This window comes from Streptomyces sp. NPDC091387 (genome assembly GCF_044756945.1).
In the GTDB taxonomy this organism is placed as follows: Bacteria; Actinomycetota; Actinomycetes; order Streptomycetales; family Streptomycetaceae; genus Streptomyces.
The window spans coordinates 46,899-72,021 of record NZ_JBIVTZ010000004.1 but is presented as its reverse complement, the minus strand read 5'-3'; the positions used below and the strand labels follow the sequence as shown (position 1 = coordinate 72,021).

Here is a 25,123-nt window from a genome sequence, read left to right as displayed (position 1 = left end):
TCCGCCCGGTCCGGGTGGGCAGCCCGGTCCGGCACAGGAGGCCCGCTCCGCGTTCCGACCCCGGCAATTCGTGTTAAACCTAAAGATGTGTGTGGTACAGGTCGGTTCCGGGCGTGGTTTCACCGCTCCGCCCGGCGGCCGCATCGGCACGATGGCGGACGCCCGGGTGGTGACCGGCCCGCGCCCTCCGGCTCGGACGCGAAACAGTCCTCACCGGGGGACCGGCTGCGCGCCCTCTTCAGCTTTCGCACCGTGGCCGGGCAGGTCTTCTTCCTGATGCTGGGCATCGTGGTGCTGCTCATCACCGCCGCGGTCGTCTCGCTGGTGCTTCAGGGCAGGCGCGACAGCATGAACGAGGCCCGAGCCCGTTCGCTGAGCGTCGCGGAGGCGTTCGCCCACGCCCCGGGGATCGTCGCCGCGCTGGACGGCCCGGAGCCCACCTCGGTGCTCCAGCCGCTCGCGGAACAGATCCGGATCGAGACCGGCGTCGAGTACATCGTCGTGACCGGGACCGACGGAATCCGCTACACCGACCCCGACCTCCAGCGGATCGGCACACAGATCGATCCGCGGTACAAGGATTCCCTGAACGGACACGGGTTCACCCGGACCTACACGGGCAGCCGCGGCCGCGCCGTCGTCTCCGTGGTGCCCGTGCCACGGCCCGACGGCACGCCCGCCGGGCTGGTGTCCGTGGGCATCAAGGTCGAGACCGTGAACAAGCTCGCCAACCCGAGCATCCCGCTCGCCATCGGCTCCGCCGTCGCCGCGCTCGCCCTCACGACGGGCGGGGCGGTCCTGGTGAGCCGACGGCTGGGACGCCAGACGCGGGGCCTCGGCCCGGCCGAGATGACCCGGATGTACGAGCACCACGACGCGGTGCTGCACGCGGTCCGGGAGGGGGTCCTCATCATCGGCCCCGAGCACCGGCTGCTGCTCGCCAACGACGAGGCGCGAAGACTCCTCGGGCTGCCCGCCGACGCCGAAGGGCGCTCCGTGACGGACCTGGGGCTGGAGCCGCGTACCGCCGAACTGCTGGCCTCCGGCCGGGTCGCCACGGACGAGGTGCGCCCCGCCGGGAACCGGCTGCTGGCCGTCAACCTCCGTCCCACGGGGGACCGCGGCGGGCCACCCGGCGTCGTGGCGACCCTGCGGGACACCACGGAACTGCGCGCCGTCACCGGCCGGGCGGAGACCGTACGGGAGCGTCTGACGCTCCTGTACCGCGCGGGTGCCCGGATCGGCACCACCCTTGACGTCGCGACGACCGCACGGGAGCTCGCCGAGGTCGCCGCCCCCGGATTCGCCGACTGCGCGACGGTCGACCTCGCCGACGCGGTCCTGCGCGGAGCGGAACCGGAGACACCCTCCGGCGACGTCATACGTCTACGCCGCACCGCCATCTCCGGCACCGGCACGGACCACCCCCTCTACCCGCTCGGCCGCGTCATCGGGTTCGTGCCCACCGGCCCCGAGGCCATCGGCAGCAGCAGCGGCCACACCTGGCTGGTGCCGGACCTGACCACGTCCGAGCAGTGGCGCCAGGCCGACCCCGAGCAGTCCGCGAGAATCCTGGAACACGGATTCCACTCGCTGCTCTCCGTACCGCTGCACGCGCGCGGTGTCATCCTCGGCATGGCCAACTTCTGGCGCGCGGGGAACGAGGAGCCCTTCGGCGCCGACGACCTGTCCTTCGCGGAGGAACTGGTGGCCCGCGCCGCCGTCAGCGTCGACAACGCCCGCCGCTACACCCGCGAGCACGAGATGGCCGTGACCCTGCAGCGCAGCCTGCTCCCGCGCGGTGTGCCCGAGCAGAACGCCCTGGACGTCGCCTTCCGCTACCTGCCCGCGCAGGCCGGGGTGGGCGGGGACTGGTTCGACGTCATCCCGCTGTCCGGCGCACGCGTCGCCCTGGTCGTCGGCGACGTGGTCGGACACGGTCTGCACGCCGCCGCCACCATGGGCCGGCTGCGCACCACGGTGCACAACTTCTCCACGCTGGACCTGCCGCCCGACGAACTCCTCGGCCACCTCGACGAACTCGTCGTCCGGATCGACCAGGACGAGCAGACCGACGGCGGTGTGCCGGTCACCGGGGCCACCTGCCTGTACGCGATCTACGACGCGGTCACCGGGCGCTGCTCGGTGGCTCGGGCCGGCCACCCAGGGCCCGCCCTCGTGCTGCCCGACGGCACCGTCGAGTTCCCCGATATCCCGGCCGGTCTGCCCCTCGGGATCGGCGGGATGCCCTTCGAGACGGTCGAGCTGGAGGTGCCGGAGGGGAGCCGTCTGGTCATGTACACGGACGGGCTGATCGAGCGCCGCGACCGGGACATCGACGACAGCCTGGAGCAGTTGCGCCAAGCCCTGGCCGACCGTGACCGGACGCCCGAGGAGACCTGCGACGACGTGCTGGAGGCCATGCTGCCCGACCGTCCGGGTGACGACGTCGCCCTGCTGGTGGCCCGCACCCGCACCCTGGACCCGGCCCGGCGCGTGCAGTGGGAGGTGGCCCCCGACGCCTCGGCCGTCTCGGGCGTTCGCAAGGAGGCCACCCGGTGGCTCGCCGACCAGGGGCTCGACGAGGAGGGGTTCGTCACCGAGCTCATCCTCAGTGAGCTGGTCACCAACGCCATCCGCTACGGCTCCGAGCCGATCACCGTGCGGCTGCTGTACGACCGGGCCCTGATCTGCGAGGTGTCGGACTGCAGCAGCACCTCGCCGCATCTGCGCTACGCGGCGACGACCGACGAGGGCGGGCGGGGGCTGTTCCTCGTCGCCCAGTTCGCCGAGCGCTGGGGCACCCGCTACACCGAACGCGGCAAGGTGATCTGGTCCGAGCAGACGCTCGACGAGCCGGAGCCGCCACCCGGATAGGGCGGTGGCGGCGGCGACGCGGGGTCCGGCAGCGGCTGCCGGACCCCGCGCCGTGGGTTCACCTCATGAGGGGCGTCACGGGAAGGACACCACGTTCGACGGGACGGTGGACGTCCCCGACGTGGGCGATCCGGTGTTGTTGATGACGTGTTCGTACTGGCCCTGGCCGCCGAGGGAGACGACGAGCAGGTCGTGGAACTTCACTCCGGGCTTCACCGGTGCCTCGAAGCCGTGGTCCTGGCGGATCGTCGGGTCCACGTTGAAGTAGCAGTAGCTGCCAAGACCCCACCCTTCGTGGGTGGTCACGGAGTCGTCGACCTTGTAGGCCGCGTACCCCTTCGTGCTGCCGTTCTGGACGGCGGCCTGGTTGGGGGCGTCGTACGCCTTCTCGTTCTGGAAGAAGATCGTCTTGCCCCTCTCGCCGGACCAGCGCACGTCGTACTTGTTGAAGTGCTCGACGAACAGCCCGGTCGCGAGGACATCGTCGCCGTTGACCTGGAGGCCGTAGTCGGAACGGTTGGTCTCCCAGCCGACCCCGTCGCCGTGGTCCGCGCGCCACAGCCAGGTGTGGTCGACGATGGTGTCGTCGTTGTTGATCACCATGGCGGTGGTGGCCTTGCCGGCTCCCGCGCCGCCCACCCGGACGAACACGTCCTGGACGGTGGTCGGGTTCGCCGCGTGGTCGGCCGAGGCGCCGTCGGGGCCGACCTGGACCAGGACCTGGGAGTTCTGCGGACCGGCGTCGACGAGCAGACCGGCGAGCTTCACGCCGTCCACGTCACCGACCTTGATGGCCGTGACGCCGTTGTCCGGGATGATCGTGGCGAGACCCAGGCCCAGGACGACCGTGTTGGCGCGGTCGATGTTGATCGTCTGGTTCACGTGGTAGATGCCGGGCGTGAACAGCAGGTGCAGACCCTGCTGCACCGCCGCGTTGATGGTCTCGGCCGAGGCACCCGGCTTGACCACGTAGAACTGGCTCAGGGGGATGGACTCGCCCTGCGGTGTGCCGTTCCACGAGACACCGCGCGCGTTGGTGCGCTTGGCGGGGACGAACACCTTGTAGTCGTTGCCGTCCAGGTACAGGAACGGCTTCTCGCGGGAGACCGGGGTGTTCTCCAGTGTGGTGTACGGCGGCTCGGGGAAGCTCTGGGCGGGGGCGCCCTCGACGCCGGAGAACGTCATGTTCCAGACGCCGTTGCCCCAGCTGCCGACCGAGCTGTCGCGGGTGTACCACTGCTGCTGCGAGTACGGGCCGACCTGGCCGTCGATCTTGCTGTCGGCGATGTACCCGCCGCTCGCCCAGCCGTAGCCGTTCGGCGCGAGGTTCAGTCCGCCCTTGACGTGCATCCGGCGGAACGGGGCGGCCTGCGAGACGGCCCAGCGGTCGGTGCCGCTGACCGGGTTGAGCGCCAGGTTCTCCGCCGAGCGCCAGAAGTTCTGCGTGGCGTTCCCGTTGAACCAGCCCGCGTCGACGGTCACATCACCGTTGAACGTGGTGTCGTCCGGCTTGAGGCCGAGACCGGCGATCGAGGTGTAGAACCCGATCTGGGCGTTGAGGTTGTTGTACGTGCCCGGCTTGAACATCAGCGCGTAGCGGCCGGTGCCGAACTGCGCCGACTCCTGCTTCTTGAAGATCTCGTCGACCTTGGCCTGGATGTTGGGCGTCGAGGGGTCGAAGACCAGGACGTTGGGGCCGAGGTCGCCGCCGCCGGGGATCTGCGGGCCGCCTCCGCCGCCGGTGGTGCCGAAGACCTGGAACTCCCAGAGCGAGTAGCCGTACTGGGTGGCTCGCGCGGTGCCGGTCAGCCGGACGTAGCGGGCGGTGCCGGAGACGTTCAGGGTCTCGTTCCCGCCGGGACCCGTGGTGGTCGAGTAGGCGGAGCTCCAGGTGCTGTTGTTCGTGGAGAACTCGATCTTGTAGCTCTTGGCGTAGGCGGTCTCCCACCTCAGCGCGATCTGGCTGACCGAGGCGGCGGAGCCCAGGTCGACCTCGATCCACTGGGGGTCGGAGGCGGCGCTCGACCAGCGGGTGCCGTTGTCGCCGTCCACGGCGGAGGTGGCCGGGGTGCCGTAGTTCTCCTGGCTGGAGGCGGTCACGGTCTTGCCCTGGGAGAGCAGCGTGGGTGCGGCGCTCGCCGGGGCCGACGGGACGAAGGCCAGGAGCGAGACGACGAGACCGGCGACGGCGGCCAGCACGCCGGTGCGTCTTCTTCCGGTCGAGGGCACGGGTCTGTGGAACACGGGGGGTGCGTACATGGGGAACTCTCCTGAGTCGCGGTACGGGTGCACGACACGAAGCCGGAGAGCGCTCTCTCCGACCGATGGGGATACTTCTCCCTCGGTTCCCTACGCGTCAATAGGTGTGCAACACCCGCTTGGTCGGGCGCCATTGAGAACAAGAGTTGATGACGGGCGGTTCACGATTGACCTAGTTCCGTACGCCTTCAAACCTCCGTTGTCACAGACTTGACGCCGCGTCGATTCAGGTGATGATGGTGCGTACGCATGGAGTGACGGATGCGAGACATGCCGTTGCCACCGCAACCTGACCCCATCCGCGGACGTCGGCGGCGGGCCGGAGGATCTGGGCACCGGAGGCCACCGCGCCTGTTACCGGACATCTTGCCGCCCTCCCGGGACAGCGGGTGCGAGTGCTCGCTATCCTCCGGGGCATGAGCCGTGAGCGTGGCACGCGCGGCGCCCTTGACCAGGCGCGACGGTGGTTCCGGTGACCGGGGACATGGGCCCCGCGCCGTCCGGACCCGGTGGCGCGGAGGCATGGAGATCCTTCGGAGCCCGGTTGCGCCAGTGGCGCAGACGGGCCGGGCTGACGCAGGCCCAGGTGGGCGCCCGGGTCGGCTACGACCACACCGCCATCAGCAAACTCGAACACGGCAGCCGCCGGACGCCGCTGCCCCTGGCCCGCAGGCTGGACGACCTCCTGACGGCGGGCGGCGACCTGCTCGCCGCCTGCGAGGCGGCCGAGGCGCGGGAGTCCGCGTTGGCCACGGGCGGTGCCGGCGGCGCCCCGGCTCCCGCGGACACCCCGGACCGCCGCGGCCCGCTGCCCGGCGAGCCCGCGGGCGGCGCCCTCCTCGCGATGCTGCCGCCCGGCACCGACCTGCCCGCCGGCCTTCCCGCGTACGGCCTCGCCTGTCCGGCCCACGGCCGGGACGGCTGCGCCGTACCCGCGCTGGCCGATGTCGTCGAACTGCACGCCGCCTTCTGCGCCCTGGGCCCGGACACCTCGTCGCACCCCGCACTGGACACCGAGACCGTGCACGCGCTCACGGCCCTGCTCGCCGTCTGCCTGCGCGCCGACGAGGAACGCGCCTGGCCGGGAGCGACCGCGGTCGTCGAGCGCACACTGCACGCCATGCTCCGGTGGATGGCGCTGCCCGCCGCCCCCTACCAGCGCCAACTGGCCCCGCTGGCAGCCGAGTACGCGCAGTCGGCCGGCTGCCTGCGGCTGCTGTGGGGCCGCAACGGCACCGCGATGGCCTGGCTCGACCGGTCACTGCTCTGGTCCGCCATGGCCGGTCACGTGGGGACCGAGGTCGCGGCCCTGAGCGATATGAGCACCCTGGCCCGGCTGGAGGGTGACGGGCCGTCGGCGCTGGCGTACGGCGGGGCCATCAGGCAGGCCGCGGCGGGCCGGCCCTGGGCGGGCGCCATGAGCGATCTGTACCAGGCGCGCGGCCACGCGGTCCGGGGGGACGCCCCGCAGACCCTGAGGCACATCGACCGCGCCCGGTCCCAGCTGGACCGGGTCGAGGAGCGGGACGAGACGGAGGCGCCCTGGCTCTCCGTGGCCTCGGTGCGGCTACGGGTGGAGTCGGGCGCGGCGGGCGCGCTGCGCGATCTCGCGGCGGCCACCGGCGACCGCCGGCTCGCCCTGCGCGCGGTCGGGGCGGCCCGCACCGCGCTCGGGCTGCTGCCTCCCGGGATGCACTCGGCCCGGATGCTGTTCCTGGTCCGGATGGCCGATGCCCATGCCTGCGCGGGCGACCCGTCGGCGGCGCAGGCCGTGGCCGCTCCGGTGCTCGACACCACAGAGGTGAACCCGTCGACCCTGCTCGGCCAGGAACTGCGCGGGCTGCACGGCAGACTGGCCGCCCGCGGCGCCGGCCGGCCCGAGACCGAGGACTTCGTCCGCAGACTGGCCGCGGTGGTCCGCTGAAACGCCAGGGGCGGGGCATGTGGACCACGCCCCGCCCCTGCCCCCCTGATCCCGGATCAGCTCACGTCGAGCGCGACATCGTCCACGACGAAGCTGGTCTGGAGGTAAGCGTCCTCCTTACTGGTGAACCCCAGCGTCACCGTCTGCCCCGCGGCGGACCCGACGTCGAAGCTCTGCTGGACGTAACCGCTGCTCGCGTCGAGGTTCGAGTACGTGGCCAGCGTCCGCGACCCCAGCTTGACGGTGAACGTGTCGTAGGCGGTCGCGTCTCCCGCCGACTCGGCGGTGTCGGTGCGCACGAAGAACGACAGCCTGTACGTCGAGCAGCCCGCGGGAACGGTCAGTGACTGTGAGGCGCTGTCGCTGTGGGTGCTGCCCCAGCCGCCGAACCAGGCCTGGTAGGCGCCGGTGTGCGCGGGCTTCTCCGAGGTCCGGTTGTTGATGACGCCGTCCGTCTGGGTCCACGGCGCCGTGCCGTTCTCGAAGCCGCCGTTGGCGACGACCTGCCGTGCCTGGCACGTGCCGCCGCCACCGACGACCAGCGAGTAGGTGGTGGTGTGGGTGGCGGTGCCCGTTCCGGTCACCGTGAGCGTGTAGGTGCCCGCGGTGGCCTGCGCCCCCGCGGAGACGGTCATCGTCGAGGAGGACCCCGACTGCACGGTCGCCGGGGCGAAGGAGACGGTGACACCGCTCGGCGCACCGGACGCCGTCAGCTGGACACTCTGACCCGAACCGCTGGTGGTGGCCGTGGAGACGGTCGCGGTGGCCGAGGCGCCGGGCTGGACGTTGCCGGAGACCGGGTTCACCGAGACGGAGAAGTCATCGGCCGGCGCCGTGGTGCCGACGGCCGTCTTCCACAGCGTGTAGGCGACTCCGTCGGCGCTGCGGTCGAGGGCGGTCGCGTTGATGTTGCTGGTGGTGTCGCACGACTGGTGGTAGCACGGGTCGTACGAACGGCCCGCCGTACCGCCCCACTTGGCTGCCTGGGCGGAGGTCTTGGTGTCGCTCGCGCCGGTCGCGTAACCCGAGGTGGCGATGCCGCCCTGCTGGAAGGAGTAGTCGTCGGAGCGGCCCTGGCCCTCCACGTTCTCCTCCGGAGCGAGGCCGAGCGAGGCCCAGTACTCCTTCATCGGGGCCGAGGCGGCCGAGTTGAGGTTGTTGATGAAGTAGCCGCCGTTGGTGGAGGCGACCATGTCGAAGTTGTAGTACGCGGTGATGGCGGTGCGCTGGGCCGCGGTGAGCTGTCCGACGTAGTACTCGGAGCCCTGCATGCCCTGCTCCTCGCCGTTCCACCAGGCGAAGCGCACGTGCTTGGTCATCGTCGGGTTCTGCTGGGCCAGCGCGAGGGCGTTCTCCAGCAGGGTGGCCGAGCCGGAGCCGTTGTCATTGATGCCGGGCCCGGCGCTGACGCCGTCCAGGTGGGCGCCGAACATCACGGTCCGGTCCGTGGGACCGCCCGGCCAGTCCGCGATCAGGTTCTTGCCCGCGTAGGTGCAGCTGCCGCAGGTCTGCTCGCTGACGGTGTAACCGGCGGCCTGGAGCTTGCCCTTCACATAGGCGAGCGAGGCGGTGTGGCCGGCGCTGCCGGCCCGGCGGCTGCCGCCGTTCTGCGAGGCGATGGTGCCGAGCTGCGACAGGTGGGACTGCACATTGGCGACGCTGATGTCCGGAGGCGTGCCGCCCGGGGTGCCGCCGCCGTTGTTGACGGTCAGTGTGTACTGCGCGGTGTGGTCCTGGGTGCCGGCGCCCTTCACGGTGAGCGTGTAGGTCCCGGGCACCGCGGCCGACGTCGTCGAGACGGTCATGGCCGAGGTCGCACCGGACTGCACGGCGGACGGGCTGAAGGAGACGCTCACCCCGCTCGGCTGACCGGTCGCGGACAGGTTCACGGTCTGCGCGCTGCCCGAGCTGACGGTCGTCCTGACCGTGGACGTCACCGAGTTGCCCGGCTTCACCGATCCGGCGGACGGGTCAAGGGACATCGAGAAGTCGTTGTTGCCGCTCGGGGTGCAGCTCGGGTCACCGCTCTGGGCGGGGACGCTGACGGCGTCCCAGGCCGCCTTCGTCCGGTTGAACAGCACACAGGTGGCGTCGAGGTTCTTGGCCGAGGTGAGCGTGGCCGTGCGGTAGCGCTTGTACGTCATGCCGCTGGTCTTGAGCAGCATTCCGCCGTAGAAGACCTTGCCGGCGCTCTGGATGCCGACGCCGGTGACGGAGGAGCTGTTGCACGTCGGGCTGGACGGCTTGCCGCCGCCGGGGCTGGAGCCCTCCGCCAGCAGGTAGAACCAGTGGTTGAGCGGACCGGCGGCCGCGTGCTCCTCGGTGTTGGGTATGGAGGAGCTGTAGCAGTTCGGGTCGCCGATCTGTCCCGGGTTGTACATGATCCGGATCGGCCCGTTGCCCACGAGGTTGATCTTCTCGCCGACGGTGTAGTCCGGGTCGTCGTACGGGGCCGGCTCGTTGGTGTACGCCTCGGTGAGCGCCCCCATGATGTCGCCGGTGCCCTCGCCGAGACCGGACTCGTTGTTGGCGCCGCCGGGGGTGTACTGGTCGATGCCGTGGCCGAACTCGTGGCCCACGACGTCCATGGCCCCGATCCACTGGTTGGCGTTGTTGTGGCCTATGGAGACGGTGGAGCCGTCCCAGTAGGCGTTCACGTCGTTCAGCCCGACCTTGACCGGCCAGCTGCGGCCGTTGCCGTCGTGACCGTTGCGCCCCAGCCAGTCACGCAGCATGTCCCACTCGTGCTGGGCCGCCCACATGACGTCGACGCAGCCGGTCTCCTTGCTGGAGGCGTTGCCGGTGCCCCAGGAGTCGGAGGACTTGGTGAAGACCCCGCCCGTGCTGTAGTCGGCGCAGCTCAGCCCCGGCTTGCCGGGGTCGCGGAGGGAGTAACTGCCGCCCGAGGAAGTGGTGTTGATGGAGAGTGGGGAGGGCCCGTTCCACTGGCTGTTGCCCGTGCCGGCCTTGACGTCGTCATAGCTGTCGAGCACCGCGCCGGTGCCCGCGTCGACGAAGACGTGCAGATGGCTGGGGGCCTTCGCGGTACGGCCGGTCAGCACGGTCTCCCAGGCCAGCCGGGACTTCTTGCCGGTGGCCCGGACGACCAGCCGGTGGCTGTCCACCCGCTCCACCGAGGTGAGCTTCTTGCGCGCGGCGGCCTCGGCCTTTCCGGCCGACACGGTCGCGGTGGTCGGTACGTTGATGCGCCGCGAGAGAGCCGACTGGGCGCCGCGGACCCGTCCCTTGGAGTCCGCCACCACGACGGCGTCGCCGCCGACCACCGGCAGTCCGCGGTAGGTGCGCTGGTACGCGATCGAGTAGAGCCCGTTGACCCAGGGGGTCACGTTCTGCCGTTCGTAGCGCTCCTCGGGCCCCTTCGCCAGGGCGTCGAGGCCACTCGCCGCCGCCCGGTCGGCGGCCGACACGGCAGCCGCGAGGGGGGCGGGGGCGGGGGGAGACGGTTCCGCGGATGCTGACTGGCCGCTCGTGGCGACCAGCATTCCGGCGAGGACGGCCAGGGTTGTCCCGGCCGTCATCGGTCTGCGTTTCATCGAGGCTCCTCGGTTCGTGGGGACCTCGATCACGAGCAGCGGCGTGGGGAGACGCGCCCGCCCGTGCGGCTGCCGTCGGCCGTCCGCCCAGGTGGTGTCCGTGATCGAGCGACCGAACACTCACACGTGGCCCTGACCTCGTCAACGAACTGGGGTCGCTCAGAAGGGAGTTGGCAAGTCTGGTCAAGTCGCCCTGGTGGGATCGCACAGCCGGCACACAGGAGCGCCCGGGTGTGCGGCAGGGGGAGGTGCGGCGGCTGGGCGGCTCGCGAACGGTAGACGGCGCGGAGGTACCGGGCGCCGGAGGACCGAGAAAGGGGGTGGACACATCGGCGGAGCGGGGTTTAGTATGCACCCGCATTCAAGATCACGCAACGAAAATATCCAACTTAACTATATCACCTTCCGTTCAATTATGCAAGCGTCTCTGACGCGCCATCACGTGGTCGGCTCCGGTCCGCCACCAACGAGGAAGACGACAGCCATGACTTCGGGAACAACCACCGCGGCGGCCGCCGGTACCTGGCAGCTGGGCGACCTGACCGTCCACCGCATGGGCTTCGGCGCCATGCGTCTGGCCCAGAACGGTGCCGCGTTCAGTCACGACCGCACCGCGCACGACCGGGACCGGGCCATCGCCGTGCTGCGCCGCGCCGTTGACCTCGGCGTGAACCACATCGACACGGCGGCCTTCTACTTCTCACCGATGCGCTCGGCCAACGAGCTGATCAACCGGGCGCTCGGCCCGTACCCGGACGACCTGGTCATCACCACCAAGGTCGGCCCCGGCCGTGGACCGTCGGGCGACTGGCTGAACTGGGCCCGGCCCGAGGATCTGCGCGGCCAGGTCGAGGAGAACCTCCGCCAGCTCGGCCGCGACCATCTCGACGTGGTGAACCTGCGGATGAACGGGCCCGACCCGATCGCCGACCGGTTCGGCGCACTGGCCGAGCTGCGGAAGGAGGGGCTCATCCGCCATCTGGGCCTCTCCAACGTCGGCGCCGACCAGCTCGCCGAGGCCCTGCCCATCGCGCCGGTCGTCTGTGTGCAGAACCGGTACGGCATAACCGGCCGCCATGCGGACTCCGACGAAGTGCTCCGGATCTGCGGGGAGCAGGGCATCGCGTTCGTCCCGTTCTACGCCATCGCCGGCCACGGCCGCGAGTCCGGGGCGGCCGCCGTCGAGAGCGAGGCTGTGGCGGCTGTCGCCCGCGCCCACGACGCCACGCCCGCGCAGGTCCGGCTCGCCTGGACGCTCCAGCGCGGCCCGCACGTACTGGCCATCCCGGGCACCGGCAACCCCGGTCACCTCACCGAGAACGTCGCGGCGGCCGCCCTGCGGCTCACCGAGGACGAGCTGCGACTGCTCACGGAACTCGGCCGGGCCACCGGCTGATCCACGCCGTCGGCCGGGGTGGACGGCCTCCGGGAGCCACCAGGTTCTGACGGGCTCCCGGAGGCCGTCCACGTCCCCGGTCCCACCGGCGGAGGCGACCCCTTCGCCGGTGCGGCCGCGGGGCCCCGCCGGACTCCGTACCGACGTAGCATGACCCTCATGGAGCAGCGCGAACTGGGCAGGACCGGACGGGACGTATCGGTCGTCGGACAGGGCACATGGCAGCTCGGCGGGGACTGGGGCGAGGTGCGGGAGGCCGATGCCTTCGACGTGCTCGACGCGGCCGTCGAGTCAGGCGTCACCTTCTTCGACACCGCGGACGTGTACGGGGACGGCCGCAGCGAACAGCTCATCGGCCGCTATCTGAAGGGGCGCCCGGACGCAGGGGTCCTCGTCGCGACGAAGATGGGCCGGCGCGTCGAGCAGGTGCCGGAGAACTACGTCCTGGACAACTTCCGTGCCTGGAACGACCGCTCGCGGTCCAACCTCGGCGTCGACACCCTCGACCTCGTGCAACTGCACTGCCCGCCGACCGCCGTCTACTCCTCGGACGCGGTCTACGACGCCCTCGACACACTGGTCGCCGAGGAGCGGATCGCCGCCTACGGCGTGAGCGTCGAGACGTGCGCCGAGGCACTGACAGCCATCGCCCGCCCCGGCGTCGCGAGCATCCAGATCATCCTCAACCCCTTCCGCCTCAAGCCGTTGGACGAGGTTCTTCCGGCGGCGCTCGCCGCCGGCGTCGGCATCGTCGCACGCGTGCCGCTCGCCTCCGGGCTGCTCTCCGGCAAGTACACCGAGGACACCGTCTTCGCCCCGGAGGACCACCGCACGTACAACCGGCACGGAGAGTCCTTCGACCAGGGCGAGACCTTCTCCGGAGTCGAGTACGCGACCGGCGTGGCCGCGGCGGCCGAATTCGCCGCACTCGCTCCCCAAGGGGCGACTCCGGCGCAGACCGCACTGCGCTGGATCATTCAGCAGCCGGGCGTCACCAGCGTGATCCCCGGCGCGCGTTCGGTGGAGCAGGTCCGCGCCAACGCTGCCGCGGCCGCGCTGGCGCCGCTGCCGCAGAAGACGCTCGACGCGGTACGCGACCTCTACGACCGCAGGATCCGCGCGACGGTTCACGACCGCTGGTAACGGACGGGCTACCGGCCCCCGTCGGGGGCCGGTGATTCCGCACCGCTCGTGGAGGTCAGGTCGTCGGGCGTGGTGGCCGAGCTGGAATCGGGGGAGAACAGGCTCATCCCCAGGTACACGGCGGCGAGGAAGGCGACCGTGCCCGCGATGGCACTGGCCACTCTCGGGCGGCGTCTTATCGCCTCGCGCGTGGTGCGCCGCCGGACGTTCCTGGACCGGCCCGCCGCGCGCCGCCCGTGACCGGCGGCCGCCTGGGGCAGCCGGTAGGTCGTCGGAGCACCGGAGTCCTCGCCGGATCCGGTCCCGGACCGGTGCTGGGCGGGGGAGGGCGGTGCGGACACCGGCGCGTAGGGCGCGGCCGGTGCGCGCGGGGGAGCGGGCCGGTACATCGGCAGCGGCTCCGCCTGCCCCCGCCATGCCTCGCTGGTGAACCAGTCGGCGACCTGCTGGGCCGTCGGCCGGTCCTCGGGCTGCTTCGCGAGCAGTCCCAGCAGATACGAGTCGAAGGCGGCGGACATCTCGACCCCGCGCTGCCGCAGCGGCACGGGAGGCGTGTCCACGTGCTGGTAGAGGGTGGCGGTCGGGGTGTCCGAGCGGAACGGCGGCTGGCCGAGCAGCAGTTGGTAGATCACACAGCCGAGGGAGTACATGTCGGACGCGGCGTCGGCCGTACGGCCCAGGGCCCGCTCCGGTGCGAGGTAGAGGCTGGTGCCGACGATATGGCCCGTGGTGGTGAGCGCGGCGGAGGGATCGTCGACGAACTGGGCGATGCCGAAGTCGCCGATCTTGACGGCACCCTCCGCGTCCAGCATCAGGTTCCCGGGCTTGATGTCCCGGTGGACTATCCCCTGGCGGTGGGCCGCGGCCAGTCCGGCGGCGGCCTGGCCCGCGATGCGGGCGACCTGTTCCGGGTCCAGCCGCTCCTGAGCCAGCAGCAGATCGGCGAGGCTCCTGCCCTCGACGAGCTCCATCACGAGGAAGAGCCGGTCCTCCCAGGACCCGAAGTCGAACACGGCCACCAGATGCGGATGGCTCAGCCGGGCGGCGGTCTGGGCCTCCAGCCGGAAGCGCGCGGTGGCCGACTCGTCGGCGTGCTCCCCCAGCAGCAGCTTCACGGCGACGGACCTGCCGAGGACCTCGTCCGCGGCCCGCCAGACCTCACCCATCCCGCCACGACCGATGGCGGATATCAATCGGTACCGACCAGCAACCAGCACCTGCGCACACCTATCCAATGTCTCGGGCCGAGGACCGCTTCGACTGCCGCGGCTGCGACCTCATCGGGAACTGACGGGGTGGGGGACACGCAGCAAGATCAGGATATCCGGCGCGCGGCCTCCGGATGACCGTCGGGCGGCGTCGGTACGGATCGTGGGAACAGCCACGCGCAGGCGGCCTGCGCGCTGAACTCGCCCTGACCGCCGGGGAAGAGCAGATCCGCCGCCGCGAACACCGGATCGCCGGCCGTCGCCGGGACGTAGGGGACCGCGATGCAGCGCATGCCCGCCGCCCGAGCCGCGGAGGCGCCCGGCACGGCGTCCTCCACCACCACACAGCCGGCGGGCGCGACGCCGAGGCGCCGGGCGGCCTCCAGGAAGACATCCGGTGCCGGTTTCCCGTGCGCGACCTCCTCGGCGGACACGTACTCGGTGAGGTACGCGTCGAGGCCGGTGCTCTTCAGCACGGCCTCTATCGCGGCCGGTGACGAACCCGACGCCACCGCCATGGCGACGCCGCGCGCGTGCAGCGTCTCCACGAACTTCCGCATCTCGGGGAAGGCCTCGGTCGAGGTGCGCGCCAGTTCCAGATAGATGGCGTCCTGACCCGCCACCAGTTCGTCGGCGGAGGCCTCGATGCCGTACTCGGTGCGCAGTACGGCCAGCGCCTCGCGGTTGCTGATTCCGATGAACCGGGCGTTCTGCTCCCAGGTGAAGTCCGGTACTCCGTAACGCTCCAGCAGCAGCCGTGCCGACTCGTAGGCGTTCGGCTCGCTGTCCACGAGTGTGCCGTCCAGGTCGAAGACGACCGAAGGGGCCTGTGCACGTGATGAGTTCATGGTGAACATGCTCTCAGCCGCTGATCATCCCGGGCCACCCGCCGCCGCCCGGCCCACTGATTCCACCAGGGGCAGCAGCCGGTGCGGCACCCGCTCGCGCAGGGCCACCTCGGTCCGGGTCCTGACCACGCCCGGCAGCTGGATCAGCCGCTGGATCACATCCTCCAGATGCCCGTTGTCCCGGGCCACGACCCGGGTCAGCAGGTCGCCGCCGCCCGTGGTCGAGAAGGCCTCGACGATCTCCGGCACGGCGGCGAGCGCCTCGCCGACATCGTCGAGATGCCCCTGCGTGACCTCCAGGTGCACAAAGGCGAGTACCGGGTGGCCGAGCGCGGCGGGGGAGAGGAACGGGCCGCTGCCGGTGATCACCCCGTCCCGTTCCAGCCGGTCGATGCGGGCCTGGAGGGTGCCCCGCGCGATCGAGAGGATCCGTGCGTACTCGCGCACGCTGGTGTGCGGCTGTTCGATGAGCAGCCGCAGAATGCGGGTGTCGAGCGCGTCCACCGCCATGGTCCGCCGGCCTCTTCCTGGTACGTCGGTCGGGGCAGCGACTGTACCAATGGCGCACCGGCGCACCGGCGCACCGCCGGAGCCGCCGCCCCGTACCGGCCCAGGGCGGGGCGGGTCGGTCAGGAGCGGCGGCGGGACGTCAGAACTGCACGTCGGAGCAGGCGTAGAACGCGTTCTCGGTGTCAGAGATCGTCCAGACGCCGAGGATCAGATGCTTGCCGGACTTCTGCGGCAGCACGCCCGAGTGGCTCACCGTCGAGCCGGGCAGCCGGCCCCCGAAGGGGACGGTGAGGAACGGCTGGGGTTCCAGGTCCGCCCGGGTGAGCGGCTTGGTGGGGTCGTAGCCGTCCTTGGTGATGTAGTAGCGGAAGTCGGTCGTGGCGTGCCGGGCCTCGATCCGCCAGTTGAACGTGTAGTTCTGACCGGCGGTGACCTTGGTGGCGGGCCAGGCGCCGCCACGCGGGTCGTCGAGTTCGGAGAACCGGCCGATGCCGCCCGAGCAGATGTGGCCGTCGGCCGGTCCGCGGGCGGGGAAGCCCTTGGCACCCTCGACGCTCGGGGGCTCCCACTGGATCTGCCCGCAGTGCTTGACGGTGCCGATCCCGCAGAGTTGCTGACGGCTGATGGGGGAGTCGGTGTAGCCGTGGCTCTGGGCGCTGCCGGAGGTGGCGAACAGTGCCGCCCCGGCCAGGCCGAGCCCGGCCAGTAAGGAGGTGATCCTTCTGCGCATACGTAGCTCCTGGAGATGTGGGGTGATGTCCGGAGAGTTCTGCGGTCTAGACCAAGGGTGAGCGTAGTCATGTCAACCAGCCGTGTCCATACCGTCCGGAGCGGGCTGTTGCCGGGCTCCGCGGAGGGGGTGCCGCACGGAGGGCGGGTGTGTCGCGGGCGCGGCACCGGGATGGAACGGCAGTCGGATGTGTCCGTCACCGCGGTCGTGGACGCCGGTCTTCGGCTCCGGCCGGCCCACCTCGTGACTGCCCCGGTTGGGGCGACCGCGCCCCGGTGCCGTCGGCACCTGGCTGCCGGCCGGGTGAGCCGCGCCGGTGTCGTGGCAGGTTGGTCCGATGGCTCGCTGTGGTCGGGCACGGTGCGGTGATCTTGTGCCATTGGTCCATAAGCTTAGGTCTGAGTTGAACCATTAGCCCTCCAGGTGCTGAGATGGATCTATCAATGGCGCTGCGGGTCCTCCGGGGATCTCTGCGGCGCCTTTCTCATGTCTGCGCTGGTTCCATGCGCGAAAGGGGCGGGGCGACTTGCTGAAGAGGGCGTTCGTCGCACACGATCCGGGACGGATCCGGCTGCGGTTCGCGTCCCGGGCCGTGCTCGGCATCGGGCTCGCCGTCGTGCTGTGCGGAGCGGCCGGGCACTCGCTGGCGGCGTCCATCACCGGTGGCCTGGCCGCGCTGCTCGCCCTGTTCACGGTGACCGACCCGACGGTGCGTGGGCAGGCGATCACGACCGCCCTTCTCCCTGCCGTCGGTCTCCCGGTGCTCACGCTCGCCGCCGTGCTGCACGATGTGCCCGTCGCGCGGGACCTGGCGTTCCTCGCCGTTGTGGGGGTGGGGGTGTACGCGCGGCGGTGGGGGCCTCGCGGGCACTCGCTGGGTGTGTTCGGCTTCATGGCCTACTTCTCGGCCCAGTTCCTGCACACCGTGCCCGGCCAACTGCCCGAGCTGTACGCGGCCGTGCTGCTGTCGCTCGTCGCGTCCTCGGCGGTGCGGTTCGGGGCGTGGTGCTACGAACGGCGGCTTGCGGCACCCGCGACAGCCGCCCTCCCTGCCGGTGCGGCAGGGCTCGGGCGGATCACGACGCGGCAGGCCGTGCAGGCGACGTTCGGGGCAGGGTTCGCGCTCGCGGTGGGGCAGGTGCTCTCCGACCAGCGTTGGTACTGGGCGGTCGGCGCCACCTGGTGGGTGTTCGTGGCCACGACCTCGCGGGGCGAGACCGTCGTGCGCGGGTTCCGGCGGTTCCTGGGGACCGTCCTCGGGATCGGCCTGGGCTTCGTCGTGGCCGTGCCGCTGCACCACGAGCCGGTCGTGGCCGCGGTGGTCGTGGCGCTGAGCGTCTTCGGGATCTTCTACACCGCCGCTGTCTCCTACACCTGGATGATGCTGGCCGTGACCGTGATGGCGAGCATGCTGTACGGGCTGCTCGGCGTGCTCGACGCGGGTCTGTTGGTGCTGCGGGTGACCGAGACGACGGTCGGAGCGCTCGGCGCCGTACTGGCGGTGCTGTTCGTGTTGCCGGTGACCACGCACTCGGTGACCGAGGCATGGGTGGAGAGGGCGCTGCGGTGCGTGCACACGTGCACGGCGGAGGCCGCCGCCCGGCTCGCGGGGAGCGAGGACGCCGACCCGCCGCGGAGCGTTGCCGAACTGGAGGCGATCCTCGGCCGGGTGCGCCTGTCGCTCGCCCCGCTGGTGCATCCGCTCAACCCGACGAAGGACCGCAAGCGGCGGGCGCGGCATGTGCTCGCGCTGCTCGACGACTGCGCACGCGAGGTGCGCGGTCTGGCCTCCGTCGCTGCCGACCCCGAGGCCTCGCACGACGTCCGGCTCGCCGCGGCCTGTTGGCGCGTGGAGGCCGCTGTCGAGGCCCTCACCGATGCGCCGACCGTCGGGCGGGACCTCCGGCTCGACCACGCGGCGGCCACGGAGCCGGCGGGCGTCGAACCGGTGCTCGCCCACCTCCATGCGCTGGAGCGGGCTCTGATCGAACTGGCCGTCCCCCTGCGGAGGCCGCGTCGGATTCCGGCCGGCGCCTGAACCGTCGCCCGCGGCGGGAGCGCGGGGGTGGGCGCGCTGACGGCTCCTCGGCGGCGGGCCCGTGCCCGCTTGGCCGCCGCCCGACCCCGCACCCTTTGGTCCAGACCAACTGGCGCACTGCTACGGTCGCCGCGGAAGATCGCGACGGTCCCCACTGTCGTGGTCACTCGGCGGAGAAAGGCAGTGCGGTGGTCAGCAGCAACGGTGCCGGACGGGCATTCATCGGGTCGTTCACCTCGGCGGGCGGGCGGGGAGTCACCGCCGTCGCCGTGGACCAGGACACCGGGGCGCTCACCGTCCTCGGCGCGACGGATGCCGTTCCCGACCCCTCGTACCTGGTGCTGGGACGGGGCAGCGGCCCCGGCGGCGCGGTCCTGTACGCGGTCAGTGAGACCGAGCCCGGCGCGGCCGCGGCCTTTGACATCACCCACGACGTGCCGCGGCCGATCGGCGCCGCCCGGCCGGTGGACGGCGACAGCCCCACGCACCTCGCTCTCGCGGGCGGCCGACTGCTCACCGCCAACTACGGCTCCGGCAGCGTCACCGTGCTGTCGGTGCGCGAGGACGGCTCACTCGGCGCCGCCTGCAGCGTGCTCCGGCACGAGGGGAGCGGGCCTGACACCGGCCGTCAGGAGGGCCCGCACGCCCACCAGGTCCTCCCCGACCCCTCGGGGAACTGGGTGCTCGGCGTCGACCTCGGAACCGACTCGGTACGGATCTGCGCACTCGACCCGGACACCGGGGAGCTGCGCCAGCACGGTGAGACGGTGCTGCGGCCCGGCACCGGTCCGCGCCATCTCGCCTTCCACCCCGACGGCGCGCACGCCTATGTGCTGAACGAGCTCGAACCCACGGTCACGGTGTGCCGGTGGGACGCCGTGGCAGGGGTACTCGAAACGGTCGGCGAGACGCCCGTACTGCCCGCGGAGGCGACCGGGGAAGGCGCCGAGGCGAGCTACGCGTCCGAGGTCGTCGTCTCGCACGACGGCCGGTTCCTCTGGGTGGCCAACCGGGGGCACGACAGCATCTCGGTGCTCGGTCTCGACGCCACGGGCGAGAAGGCGTCCCTGGTCACCACCGTGAGCTGCGGCGGGCACTGGCCCCGCGACCTCGCCCTCGACCCCGCCGGGCGACGGCTGTACGCGGCCAATGAGCGGTCCGGGAACGTCGCCTGGTTCGCCGTTGACCCGGAGACAGGTATCCCGGCCCAGGAAGGCTCACTGGAGGCTCCTGCGGCCTCCTGTGTGATCTTCGCCTGACGTCCGTACACGCGGACGGGTGGTGAACCGGTCGGGGCGCCACCCGCGTCCGTCACGGGCGGGGCCCGGGGCCGGCTTCATCAGCCGGTCCCGGGCCCCGCCCAGCGACACAGAACGCACCCGGAACGGATCAGTGGGCCTGGGCCCCCTGCGCCACCGGGGCGGCGATGCCGAGCGTCGTGGTGTACATCGACATCACCAGCTTGCCGATCGCCGGGTAGGCGCCGAGCGGCTCGGCCGCCGCGCAGCCCGCCTCCTTGACGGCGGAGTCCAGCAGCCCTTCGGCCACCTCGGGACCCACCAGGTACGGGGCGACGGCCAGCTGGAGCGAGCCGGAGTCCCTGAGCTGTGCGGCGATCGACGCGACCGAACCCTCGACGTCGAGTGCGGCGGCCATCACCGGCACCGCGAGCCGAGCGGCCAGCAGCATGCCGGTGATTCCGGCGGCCTGCACGGCCTCCTCGCCGCCCACCGTGGCCAGCACGATTCCGTCGGCGGCCGTGGCCACCGTGAACAGCCTCGCCCGGTCCGCGCGGGCGAGACCGGCCTCGGAGAGGCGGACGTGCAGCGCCTCGGCGAGGAGCGGGTGCGGGCCGAGCACATCGGTCAGCTCGGCCGGTGCCTGGCTGTCCGTGATCGCTTGGCGTATCCGCTGCACAAGGGCGTTGTCCGGTCCCGCGAGCAGCGGCACCACGACGGCGGCCGGACCTTCGGGCGGAGTGACCTCACGACCGGCGGCCGTCGCCTGTTCGAAGCGCGCGACGCGCTCGGCGGCGGAGTGCGCGAGCGCGGAGGCGAGAGTCGGGTACTCGGCATCGTCGCCGTCGACGTAACCGATCAGGGCGTTCAGACCGGGCAGCTCGGAGCGGGCAATGCTGATCACCTCTTCGGCCAGACTGCGGCTGGCCGAAGAGGGGGTACCGGGAACGGCAAGAACGAGCGCGGCAGCGCCCTCAGGTGCGACCACGGGCTCCGGGCGGCGGTGCCGTCCGGACTGGCGAGGTCGCGGCATTCGTACAGGCAGGCCGGAAGCGGGCCCAGTGGGGGTGCTCATGGCGCCGCATGCTACTGGTTTTGGGTACCCCGCTGCGCGGGGAGGGTCCGGTCGAGCGTTGTCTGTCCGCATTTATCCGTCTGGTCGCTTAACGGTCAACTGCCCTGCTCTGTCACCCCTCCGCCGGACCGTTGATCCGGCCCGGACAACGGAATGCAGAGCAGCGTCGGATGGTGCGGCAGAAGCAGACCGCCGGTGGCCAGCGCCTGCGCGATGCGCAGGGAGCCGATCAGGGGATCACCCGAACCGGGGACCGCCCGTGCCTGCGGGAGCTGTCGGGCCAGTTCCTCGCGCAGCGGTACGAGCAGCGGGTCGCCCATCCGGAACAGGCCACCCGTCAGCGCCACTTCGTATTCCTCGTCGTCCGCTCCGGGCTTCGGGCACACGGCGGCGGCCGCCTCCGCGATGTGCCCGGCGGCGTCGCGGAGAATGCCTTCGGCGACGGGGTCGTGTGCCGCGCAGGCGGCCACCTCGGGAGCGAACGAGGCCAGGACCGCGGGCCGGTCGGTACGCGGATAGAGCAGGCCGGGCAGTTCGGGCGCCGGGCCGAACACCGCCTCCAGCCGGGCGAGCAGGGCCGGGGATCCGCCGCGCCGCCCGTCGTGGGCGCGCATCGCCGCATCGAGACCGGCGCGGCCGATCCAGGCACCGCCACCGCTGTCGCCCAGCAGATGGCCCCAGCCGTCGGCCCGCCGCCACCGCGTCAGATCCGTGCCGAGGGCGATCAGTCCGGTGCCGCCCGCGACCACCGCGCCGGGCCGCTGCCCGACCGCTCCGGCGTACGCGGTCACGGCGTCGGCGGCGAGTGCCAGCCGTCGCACACCGAGCGCGTCCGCCAGGGCAGCGGGCAGTTCGGACCGCAGCTGGTCGCCGAGGGTGGCCATACCGGCCGCACCGATCGCGGCGGCTACGATCCGGCCTCCGCCGCCCTGCCGGGCGAGCAGTTCCGTGGCGGTGGGCAGCAGTTGTTCCAGCAGGTGGGCGGCGTCGATGCCGCGGGGCCCGGTCCGCACCGGTTCGGCACAGGCCGCCGTGGCCAGGGGGGCGTCCGAGCCCACGGCGCCCAGGGCCACCCGCAGTCCGGAACCACCCGAGTCCACCCCGAGGACGTACGCGTCGCGGACGGCGTCCCCGACACGGTCCGGCCGTTCGGGGACGCCGGCCCCGTCGGACCCAGCGGTCACGGCAGTCGCCAGTCGACCGGCTGGGCGCCCTGGCGTTCCAGCAGCTCATTGGTCCGGCTGAACGGCCGTGAACCGAAGAACCCGCGGTCCGCCGACATGGGGGAGGGGTGCGAGGACTCGATCGCCGGGAAATCTCCCAGCGACGGACGGAGATTGCGGGCGTCGCGGCCCCACAGGACCGACACCAGCGGGGTGCCCCGCGCGACCAGCGCCGTGATCGCCTGCTGGGTCACCTCCTCCCAGCCCTTGCCGCGATGCGCGGCGGGCCGGCGGGGCGCGGTGGTCAGGGCCCTGTTGAGCAGCAGCACACCCTGCTCGGCCCACGGCGTCAGATCACCGTTGGACGGGCGTGGAAGCCCCAGGTCCGAGTGGAGCTCCCGGAAGATGTTGTCCAGGCTGCCGGGCACCGGCTGGACGTCGGGTGCGACGGAGAAGCTCAGCCCCACCGCGTGCCCCGGTGTCGGGTAGGGGTCCTGACCGACGATCAGGACCCGCACCTGTTCGAAGGGTTGCTGGAACGCCCGCAGGACGTTCGCGCCCGAGGGCAGATAGGTGCGTCCCGCGGCGATCTCGTCGCGCAGGAAGTCGCCCATCGCCGCGATGCGTTCGGTCACGGGCTCAAGGGCCTGCGCCCAGCCGGGCTCGATGATTTCTTTCAGAGGTCGTGCTGCCACGGGCGGCACTCTACTGCTGATACGACGGTATGGATCAACCGCCGGTGGCCGCCGCCCGGACGCACAGGACATCCGGCAGGTGCGAGAGGAGCTGCTGCCAGCTGTCGCCGTCGTCCGCGCTCGCGTAGACCTCGCCGTTGCGGTTGCCGAAGTAGACCCCCGCCGGATCGGCGTCGTCCGTGCAGAGCGCGTCGCGCAGCACCGTGCCGTAGTGAGCCCCCTCCGGGAGTCCCGCGGACAGGGGCTCCCAGCTGTGGCCGGCGTCGCGGGTCCGGAAGACCCGGCAGCGGTGCTCGGCCGGGACCCGGTCGGCGTCGGCGTTGATCGGGAAGACGTACGCCGTGTCCGCCCGGTGCGGATGCGCGGCCACGGCGAAGCCGAAGTCGGAGGGCAGCCCCTCGCCGATGTCAGTCCAGTTGCTCCCGGCGTCGTCGCTGCGGAACACGCCCCAGTGGTTCTGGAGGTAGAGCCGGTCGGGATCGACCGCGTCCCGGCTGACCTTGTGCACGCACTGGCCGAACTCCGGGTTCGGGTCCGGCAGGAAGACGGCCGAGACGCCCTTGTTGGCCGGGGTCCAGCTCTCGCCGCCGTCCGCGGTCCTGAACACCCCGGCGGTGGAGACCGCGACCGTCACCGCCTGAGCGTTCCGCTCGTCGGTCAGGACCGTGTGCAGCCCCTCGCCGCCCCCGCCCGGCACCCACTTCGAACGCGTCGGATGCTCCCAGAGCGGGCGGACCAGCTCGAAGGACTCGCCGTTGTCCCGCGACCGGAACAGCGCGGCCGGCTCGGTGCCCGCGTACACGACATCGGGGGCCTCCGGGCCCGCCGGGTGCAACTGCCAGACCCGCTCCAGCGATGTCCCGGTGAACTCCGGGAACTTCACGGCCGGCTGTCTGGGCTCGACCCAGGTGGCGCCCAGGTCGTCGGAGTGGAAGACGGAAGGGCCCCAGTGCGCGCTGTCGCCGCCGACCAGCAGCCGGGGGACCTCCGCCCGGGTGTCGATGGCGACCGAGTAGATCGCCTGCGCATTGAAATGCGGACCGTCGAACTCCCACGCACCCGCGTGCCTGCGGCCGATGAAGAGTCCTTTGCGGGTACCCACGGTGAGCAGAACATCGGTCATGACCCGAACCTCCCGAGACGCCGTTGTGCCGGATACCGGCCAGTCTGCACCCGGCCACTGACAGCGGCGCGCAGGACGGCGCGGGACACCGGCGCCTTCCGCGGTCGTGCCTGTCGCGGTGCGGTGTGCGAGGGAAGTGGGTGCCGTCGCGTCGTGGCCGTCGCCCCGCGACGGCCGCCGTCAGCTGCGGGGGGCGGCCGTGCTGCTGCGCACCACCAGATTGGTGGCCAGGTCGACCCGGGTCGTCGCCGGCTGCCGGCCCCGGCCCAGGTCGACCACCAGGCGGGCCGCGGTCTCGGCCATCTCTATGAGCGGCTGGCGCACCGTGGTCAGCGGCGGTCCGATCCACCGGGTGAGCGGCAGGTCGTCGAAGCCGACGACGCTGAGGTCCTCGGGGATGCGCAGGCCCAGCTCCCGCGCCGCCTCGTACACGCCGAGGGCCTGGAGGTCGTTGCCGGCGAAGACCGCGGTCGGCCGGTCGGCCTGCCGCAGCAGGTCGAGGCCCGCGGTGTATCCCGCCTCGTGCTGGAACTCGCCCTCGCGGATCAGCGCGGGATCGATCGGCAGGCCCGCGGTCTCCAGGGCGGCGCGGTAGCCGTCCACCCGGGCCCGGCTGCACATCATCCGGGACGGGCCGCTGATGACCCCGATCCGCCGGTGCCCGAGGGCGGTGAGATGGCGGGTGGCGGCCAGACCGCCCTGCCAGTTCGTCGTCCCGACCGAGGGGACGTCGTCGCCGGGATCGCCCGCCGGGTCGACGACCGCGTAGGGGATGCTGCGGCTGGTCAGCTGGGCGCGCTGGGCGGCGGTGAGGTCGGAGAGCACCAGGATCACCCCGACCGGCCGACGGGCCAGCACTCCGTCCACCCAGGTCTGCCCCGGGGTGAGCCGGCCCGCGCTCTCCGAGAGGACCAGGCTCAGCCCTTCCTCCCTCGCGACGTTCTCCACCCCGCGGACGACCTCCATGGCCCAGGCGCTGTCCAGCTCGTGGAAGACCAGGTCGATGAGCTGGGACTGGGTGGTGGAGCCGCGTCTGCGGCGGTAGCCGTGCAGCAGCAGCAGCTCCTCCACCTTGGTGCGGGTGCCGGGGGCGACATCGGCGCGCCCGTTCAGCACCTTCGAAACTGTCGGAGCCGAGACTCCGGCCGCTCGGGCGATTTCCGCCAGAGTGGCGGTGCCTTCCGGCGATGCGCCGGCAGGCGCGTTCTCCTGATGTGACTGGACGTTCGCGGGTCTCATAAAGGGATCGTAGCTTCCTGCGGCCCCGGTCGGCGGCTGGGTCAGGCGGGAGTAAATACCGTTCCCCGGCCTCTTGACGCACCCGAAACCCGACCGTACCGTT

At 71.8% G+C, this 25,123-nt stretch carries 17 protein-coding genes; 6 read left to right on the top strand and 11 right to left on the bottom strand.

What is annotated here, in order from left to right; translation table 11 throughout:
- The first annotated feature begins 276 nt into the window (after window positions 1-276).
- A complete protein-coding gene (locus tag ACIQM0_RS09690) occupies window positions 277-2,877 on the top strand; it encodes a SpoIIE family protein phosphatase (protein ID WP_401285792.1) in 2,601 nt (866 codons plus the stop codon).
- Between the two features lie 75 nt (window positions 2,878-2,952).
- Here ACIQM0_RS09690 and ACIQM0_RS09685 read toward each other — a convergent pair whose 3' ends face one another.
- Window positions 2,953-5,136 (bottom strand): discoidin domain-containing protein, encoded by a 2,184-nt coding sequence (locus ACIQM0_RS09685; RefSeq protein WP_401285252.1) that lies wholly within the window; start codon window positions 5,134-5,136, stop codon window positions 2,953-2,955.
- A gap of 472 nt (window positions 5,137-5,608) precedes the next feature.
- Here ACIQM0_RS09685 and ACIQM0_RS09680 point away from each other — a divergent pair, with 472 nt between their 5' ends.
- Window positions 5,609-7,060 (top strand): helix-turn-helix domain-containing protein, encoded by a 1,452-nt coding sequence (locus tag ACIQM0_RS09680; RefSeq protein WP_401285249.1) that lies wholly within the window; start codon window positions 5,609-5,611, stop codon window positions 7,058-7,060.
- Window positions 7,061-7,116: 56 nt separating this feature from the next.
- Here ACIQM0_RS09680 and ACIQM0_RS09675 read toward each other — a convergent pair whose 3' ends face one another.
- Complete coding sequence (locus ACIQM0_RS09675; protein ID WP_401285791.1) at window positions 7,117-10,599, bottom strand: M28 family peptidase; 3,483 nt, start codon at window positions 10,597-10,599, stop codon at window positions 7,117-7,119.
- Between the two features lie 499 nt (window positions 10,600-11,098).
- Here ACIQM0_RS09675 and ACIQM0_RS09670 point away from each other — a divergent pair, with 499 nt between their 5' ends.
- Together ACIQM0_RS09670 and ACIQM0_RS09665 are read left to right on the top strand one after the other, a co-directional pair.
- Complete coding sequence (locus tag ACIQM0_RS09670; RefSeq protein ID WP_401285246.1) at window positions 11,099-12,010, top strand: oxidoreductase; 912 nt, start codon at window positions 11,099-11,101, stop codon at window positions 12,008-12,010.
- Between the two features lie 150 nt (window positions 12,011-12,160).
- Window positions 12,161-13,153, top strand: a complete 993-nt coding sequence (locus tag ACIQM0_RS09665) for an aldo/keto reductase (protein ID WP_401285243.1) — start codon at window positions 12,161-12,163, stop codon at window positions 13,151-13,153.
- 8 nt (window positions 13,154-13,161) lie between these two features.
- Here ACIQM0_RS09665 and ACIQM0_RS09660 read toward each other — a convergent pair whose 3' ends face one another.
- The 4 genes from ACIQM0_RS09660 to ACIQM0_RS09645 all read right to left on the bottom strand — a co-directional run bounded on the left by ACIQM0_RS09660 (window position 13,162) and on the right by ACIQM0_RS09645 (window position 16,449).
- Window positions 13,162-14,370 (bottom strand): serine/threonine-protein kinase, encoded by a 1,209-nt coding sequence (locus ACIQM0_RS09660; protein WP_401285240.1) that lies wholly within the window; start codon window positions 14,368-14,370, stop codon window positions 13,162-13,164.
- Between the two features lie 98 nt (window positions 14,371-14,468).
- On the bottom strand, window positions 14,469-15,209 hold the full coding sequence (locus ACIQM0_RS09655) for an HAD family hydrolase (protein WP_401285237.1): 741 nt from the start codon (window positions 15,207-15,209) through the stop codon (window positions 14,469-14,471).
- Window positions 15,210-15,233: 24 nt separating this feature from the next.
- Window positions 15,234-15,719 (bottom strand): Lrp/AsnC family transcriptional regulator, encoded by a 486-nt coding sequence (locus ACIQM0_RS09650; protein WP_385355167.1) that lies wholly within the window; start codon window positions 15,717-15,719, stop codon window positions 15,234-15,236.
- Window positions 15,720-15,858: 139 nt separating this feature from the next.
- Window positions 15,859-16,449 carry a lytic polysaccharide monooxygenase gene (locus tag ACIQM0_RS09645; RefSeq protein ID WP_401285233.1) on the bottom strand — a complete coding sequence of 197 codons (591 nt, stop codon included), beginning with the start codon at window positions 16,447-16,449 and terminating at the stop codon, window positions 15,859-15,861.
- Between the two features lie 526 nt (window positions 16,450-16,975).
- Between ACIQM0_RS09645 and ACIQM0_RS09640 the strand changes: the two genes are divergently transcribed.
- Window positions 16,976-18,487: an FUSC family protein gene (locus ACIQM0_RS09640; RefSeq protein WP_401285231.1), complete on the top strand. Its 1,512-nt coding sequence runs from the start codon at window positions 16,976-16,978 to the stop codon at window positions 18,485-18,487.
- Window positions 18,488-18,675: 188 nt separating this feature from the next.
- The gene (locus ACIQM0_RS09635) at window positions 18,676-19,746 is read left to right on the top strand and encodes a lactonase family protein (protein ID WP_401285228.1); all 1,071 of its coding nucleotides are present in this window, start codon (window positions 18,676-18,678) and stop codon (window positions 19,744-19,746) included.
- Window positions 19,747-19,876: 130 nt separating this feature from the next.
- Here the strand turns inward: ACIQM0_RS09635 and ACIQM0_RS09630 are convergent, their stop codons facing one another.
- From ACIQM0_RS09630 to ACIQM0_RS09610, 5 genes are all read right to left on the bottom strand, one after another.
- On the bottom strand, window positions 19,877-20,800 hold the full coding sequence (locus ACIQM0_RS09630) for a sirohydrochlorin chelatase (protein ID WP_401285225.1): 924 nt from the start codon (window positions 20,798-20,800) through the stop codon (window positions 19,877-19,879).
- 95 nt (window positions 20,801-20,895) lie between these two features.
- Window positions 20,896-21,900 (bottom strand): N-acetylglucosamine kinase, encoded by a 1,005-nt coding sequence (locus ACIQM0_RS09625; protein ID WP_401285790.1) that lies wholly within the window; start codon window positions 21,898-21,900, stop codon window positions 20,896-20,898.
- A gap of 80 nt (window positions 21,901-21,980) precedes the next feature.
- A complete protein-coding gene (locus ACIQM0_RS09620) occupies window positions 21,981-22,658 on the bottom strand; it encodes a uracil-DNA glycosylase (protein ID WP_401285222.1) in 678 nt (225 codons plus the stop codon).
- A 34-nt stretch (window positions 22,659-22,692) separates the two neighbouring features.
- The gene (locus ACIQM0_RS09615) at window positions 22,693-23,781 is read right to left on the bottom strand and encodes a WD40/YVTN/BNR-like repeat-containing protein (RefSeq protein ID WP_401285219.1); all 1,089 of its coding nucleotides are present in this window, start codon (window positions 23,779-23,781) and stop codon (window positions 22,693-22,695) included.
- A gap of 180 nt (window positions 23,782-23,961) precedes the next feature.
- On the bottom strand, window positions 23,962-25,020 hold the full coding sequence (locus ACIQM0_RS09610; RefSeq protein WP_401285216.1) for a LacI family DNA-binding transcriptional regulator: 1,059 nt from the start codon (window positions 25,018-25,020) through the stop codon (window positions 23,962-23,964).
- Window positions 25,021-25,123 lie beyond the last annotated feature (103 nt).

Bases quoted from the DNA above. Each gene is read 5' to 3' on its own strand.
- ACIQM0_RS09690 (WP_401285792.1), top strand. From the start codon at position 277: ATGCTGGGCATCGTGGTGCTGCTCATCACCGCCGCGGTCGTCTCGCTG.
- ACIQM0_RS09685 (WP_401285252.1), bottom strand. From the start codon at position 5,136: ATGTACGCACCCCCCGTGTTCCACAGACCCGTGCCCTCGACCGGAAGA.
- ACIQM0_RS09675 (WP_401285791.1), bottom strand. From the start codon at position 10,599: ATGACGGCCGGGACAACCCTGGCCGTCCTCGCCGGAATGCTGGTCGCC.
- ACIQM0_RS09670 (WP_401285246.1), top strand. From the start codon at position 11,099: ATGACTTCGGGAACAACCACCGCGGCGGCCGCCGGTACCTGGCAGCTG.
- ACIQM0_RS09665 (WP_401285243.1), top strand. From the start codon at position 12,161: ATGACCCTCATGGAGCAGCGCGAACTGGGCAGGACCGGACGGGACGTA.
- ACIQM0_RS09655 (WP_401285237.1), bottom strand. From the start codon at position 15,209: ATGAACTCATCACGTGCACAGGCCCCTTCGGTCGTCTTCGACCTGGAC.
- ACIQM0_RS09650 (WP_385355167.1), bottom strand. From the start codon at position 15,719: ATGGCGGTGGACGCGCTCGACACCCGCATTCTGCGGCTGCTCATCGAA.
- ACIQM0_RS09645 (WP_401285233.1), bottom strand. From the start codon at position 16,449: ATGCGCAGAAGGATCACCTCCTTACTGGCCGGGCTCGGCCTGGCCGGG.
- ACIQM0_RS09630 (WP_401285225.1), bottom strand. From the start codon at position 20,800: ATGAGCACCCCCACTGGGCCCGCTTCCGGCCTGCCTGTACGAATGCCG.
- ACIQM0_RS09615 (WP_401285219.1), bottom strand. From the start codon at position 23,781: ATGACCGATGTTCTGCTCACCGTGGGTACCCGCAAAGGACTCTTCATC.
- ACIQM0_RS09610 (WP_401285216.1), bottom strand. From the start codon at position 25,020: ATGAGACCCGCGAACGTCCAGTCACATCAGGAGAACGCGCCTGCCGGC.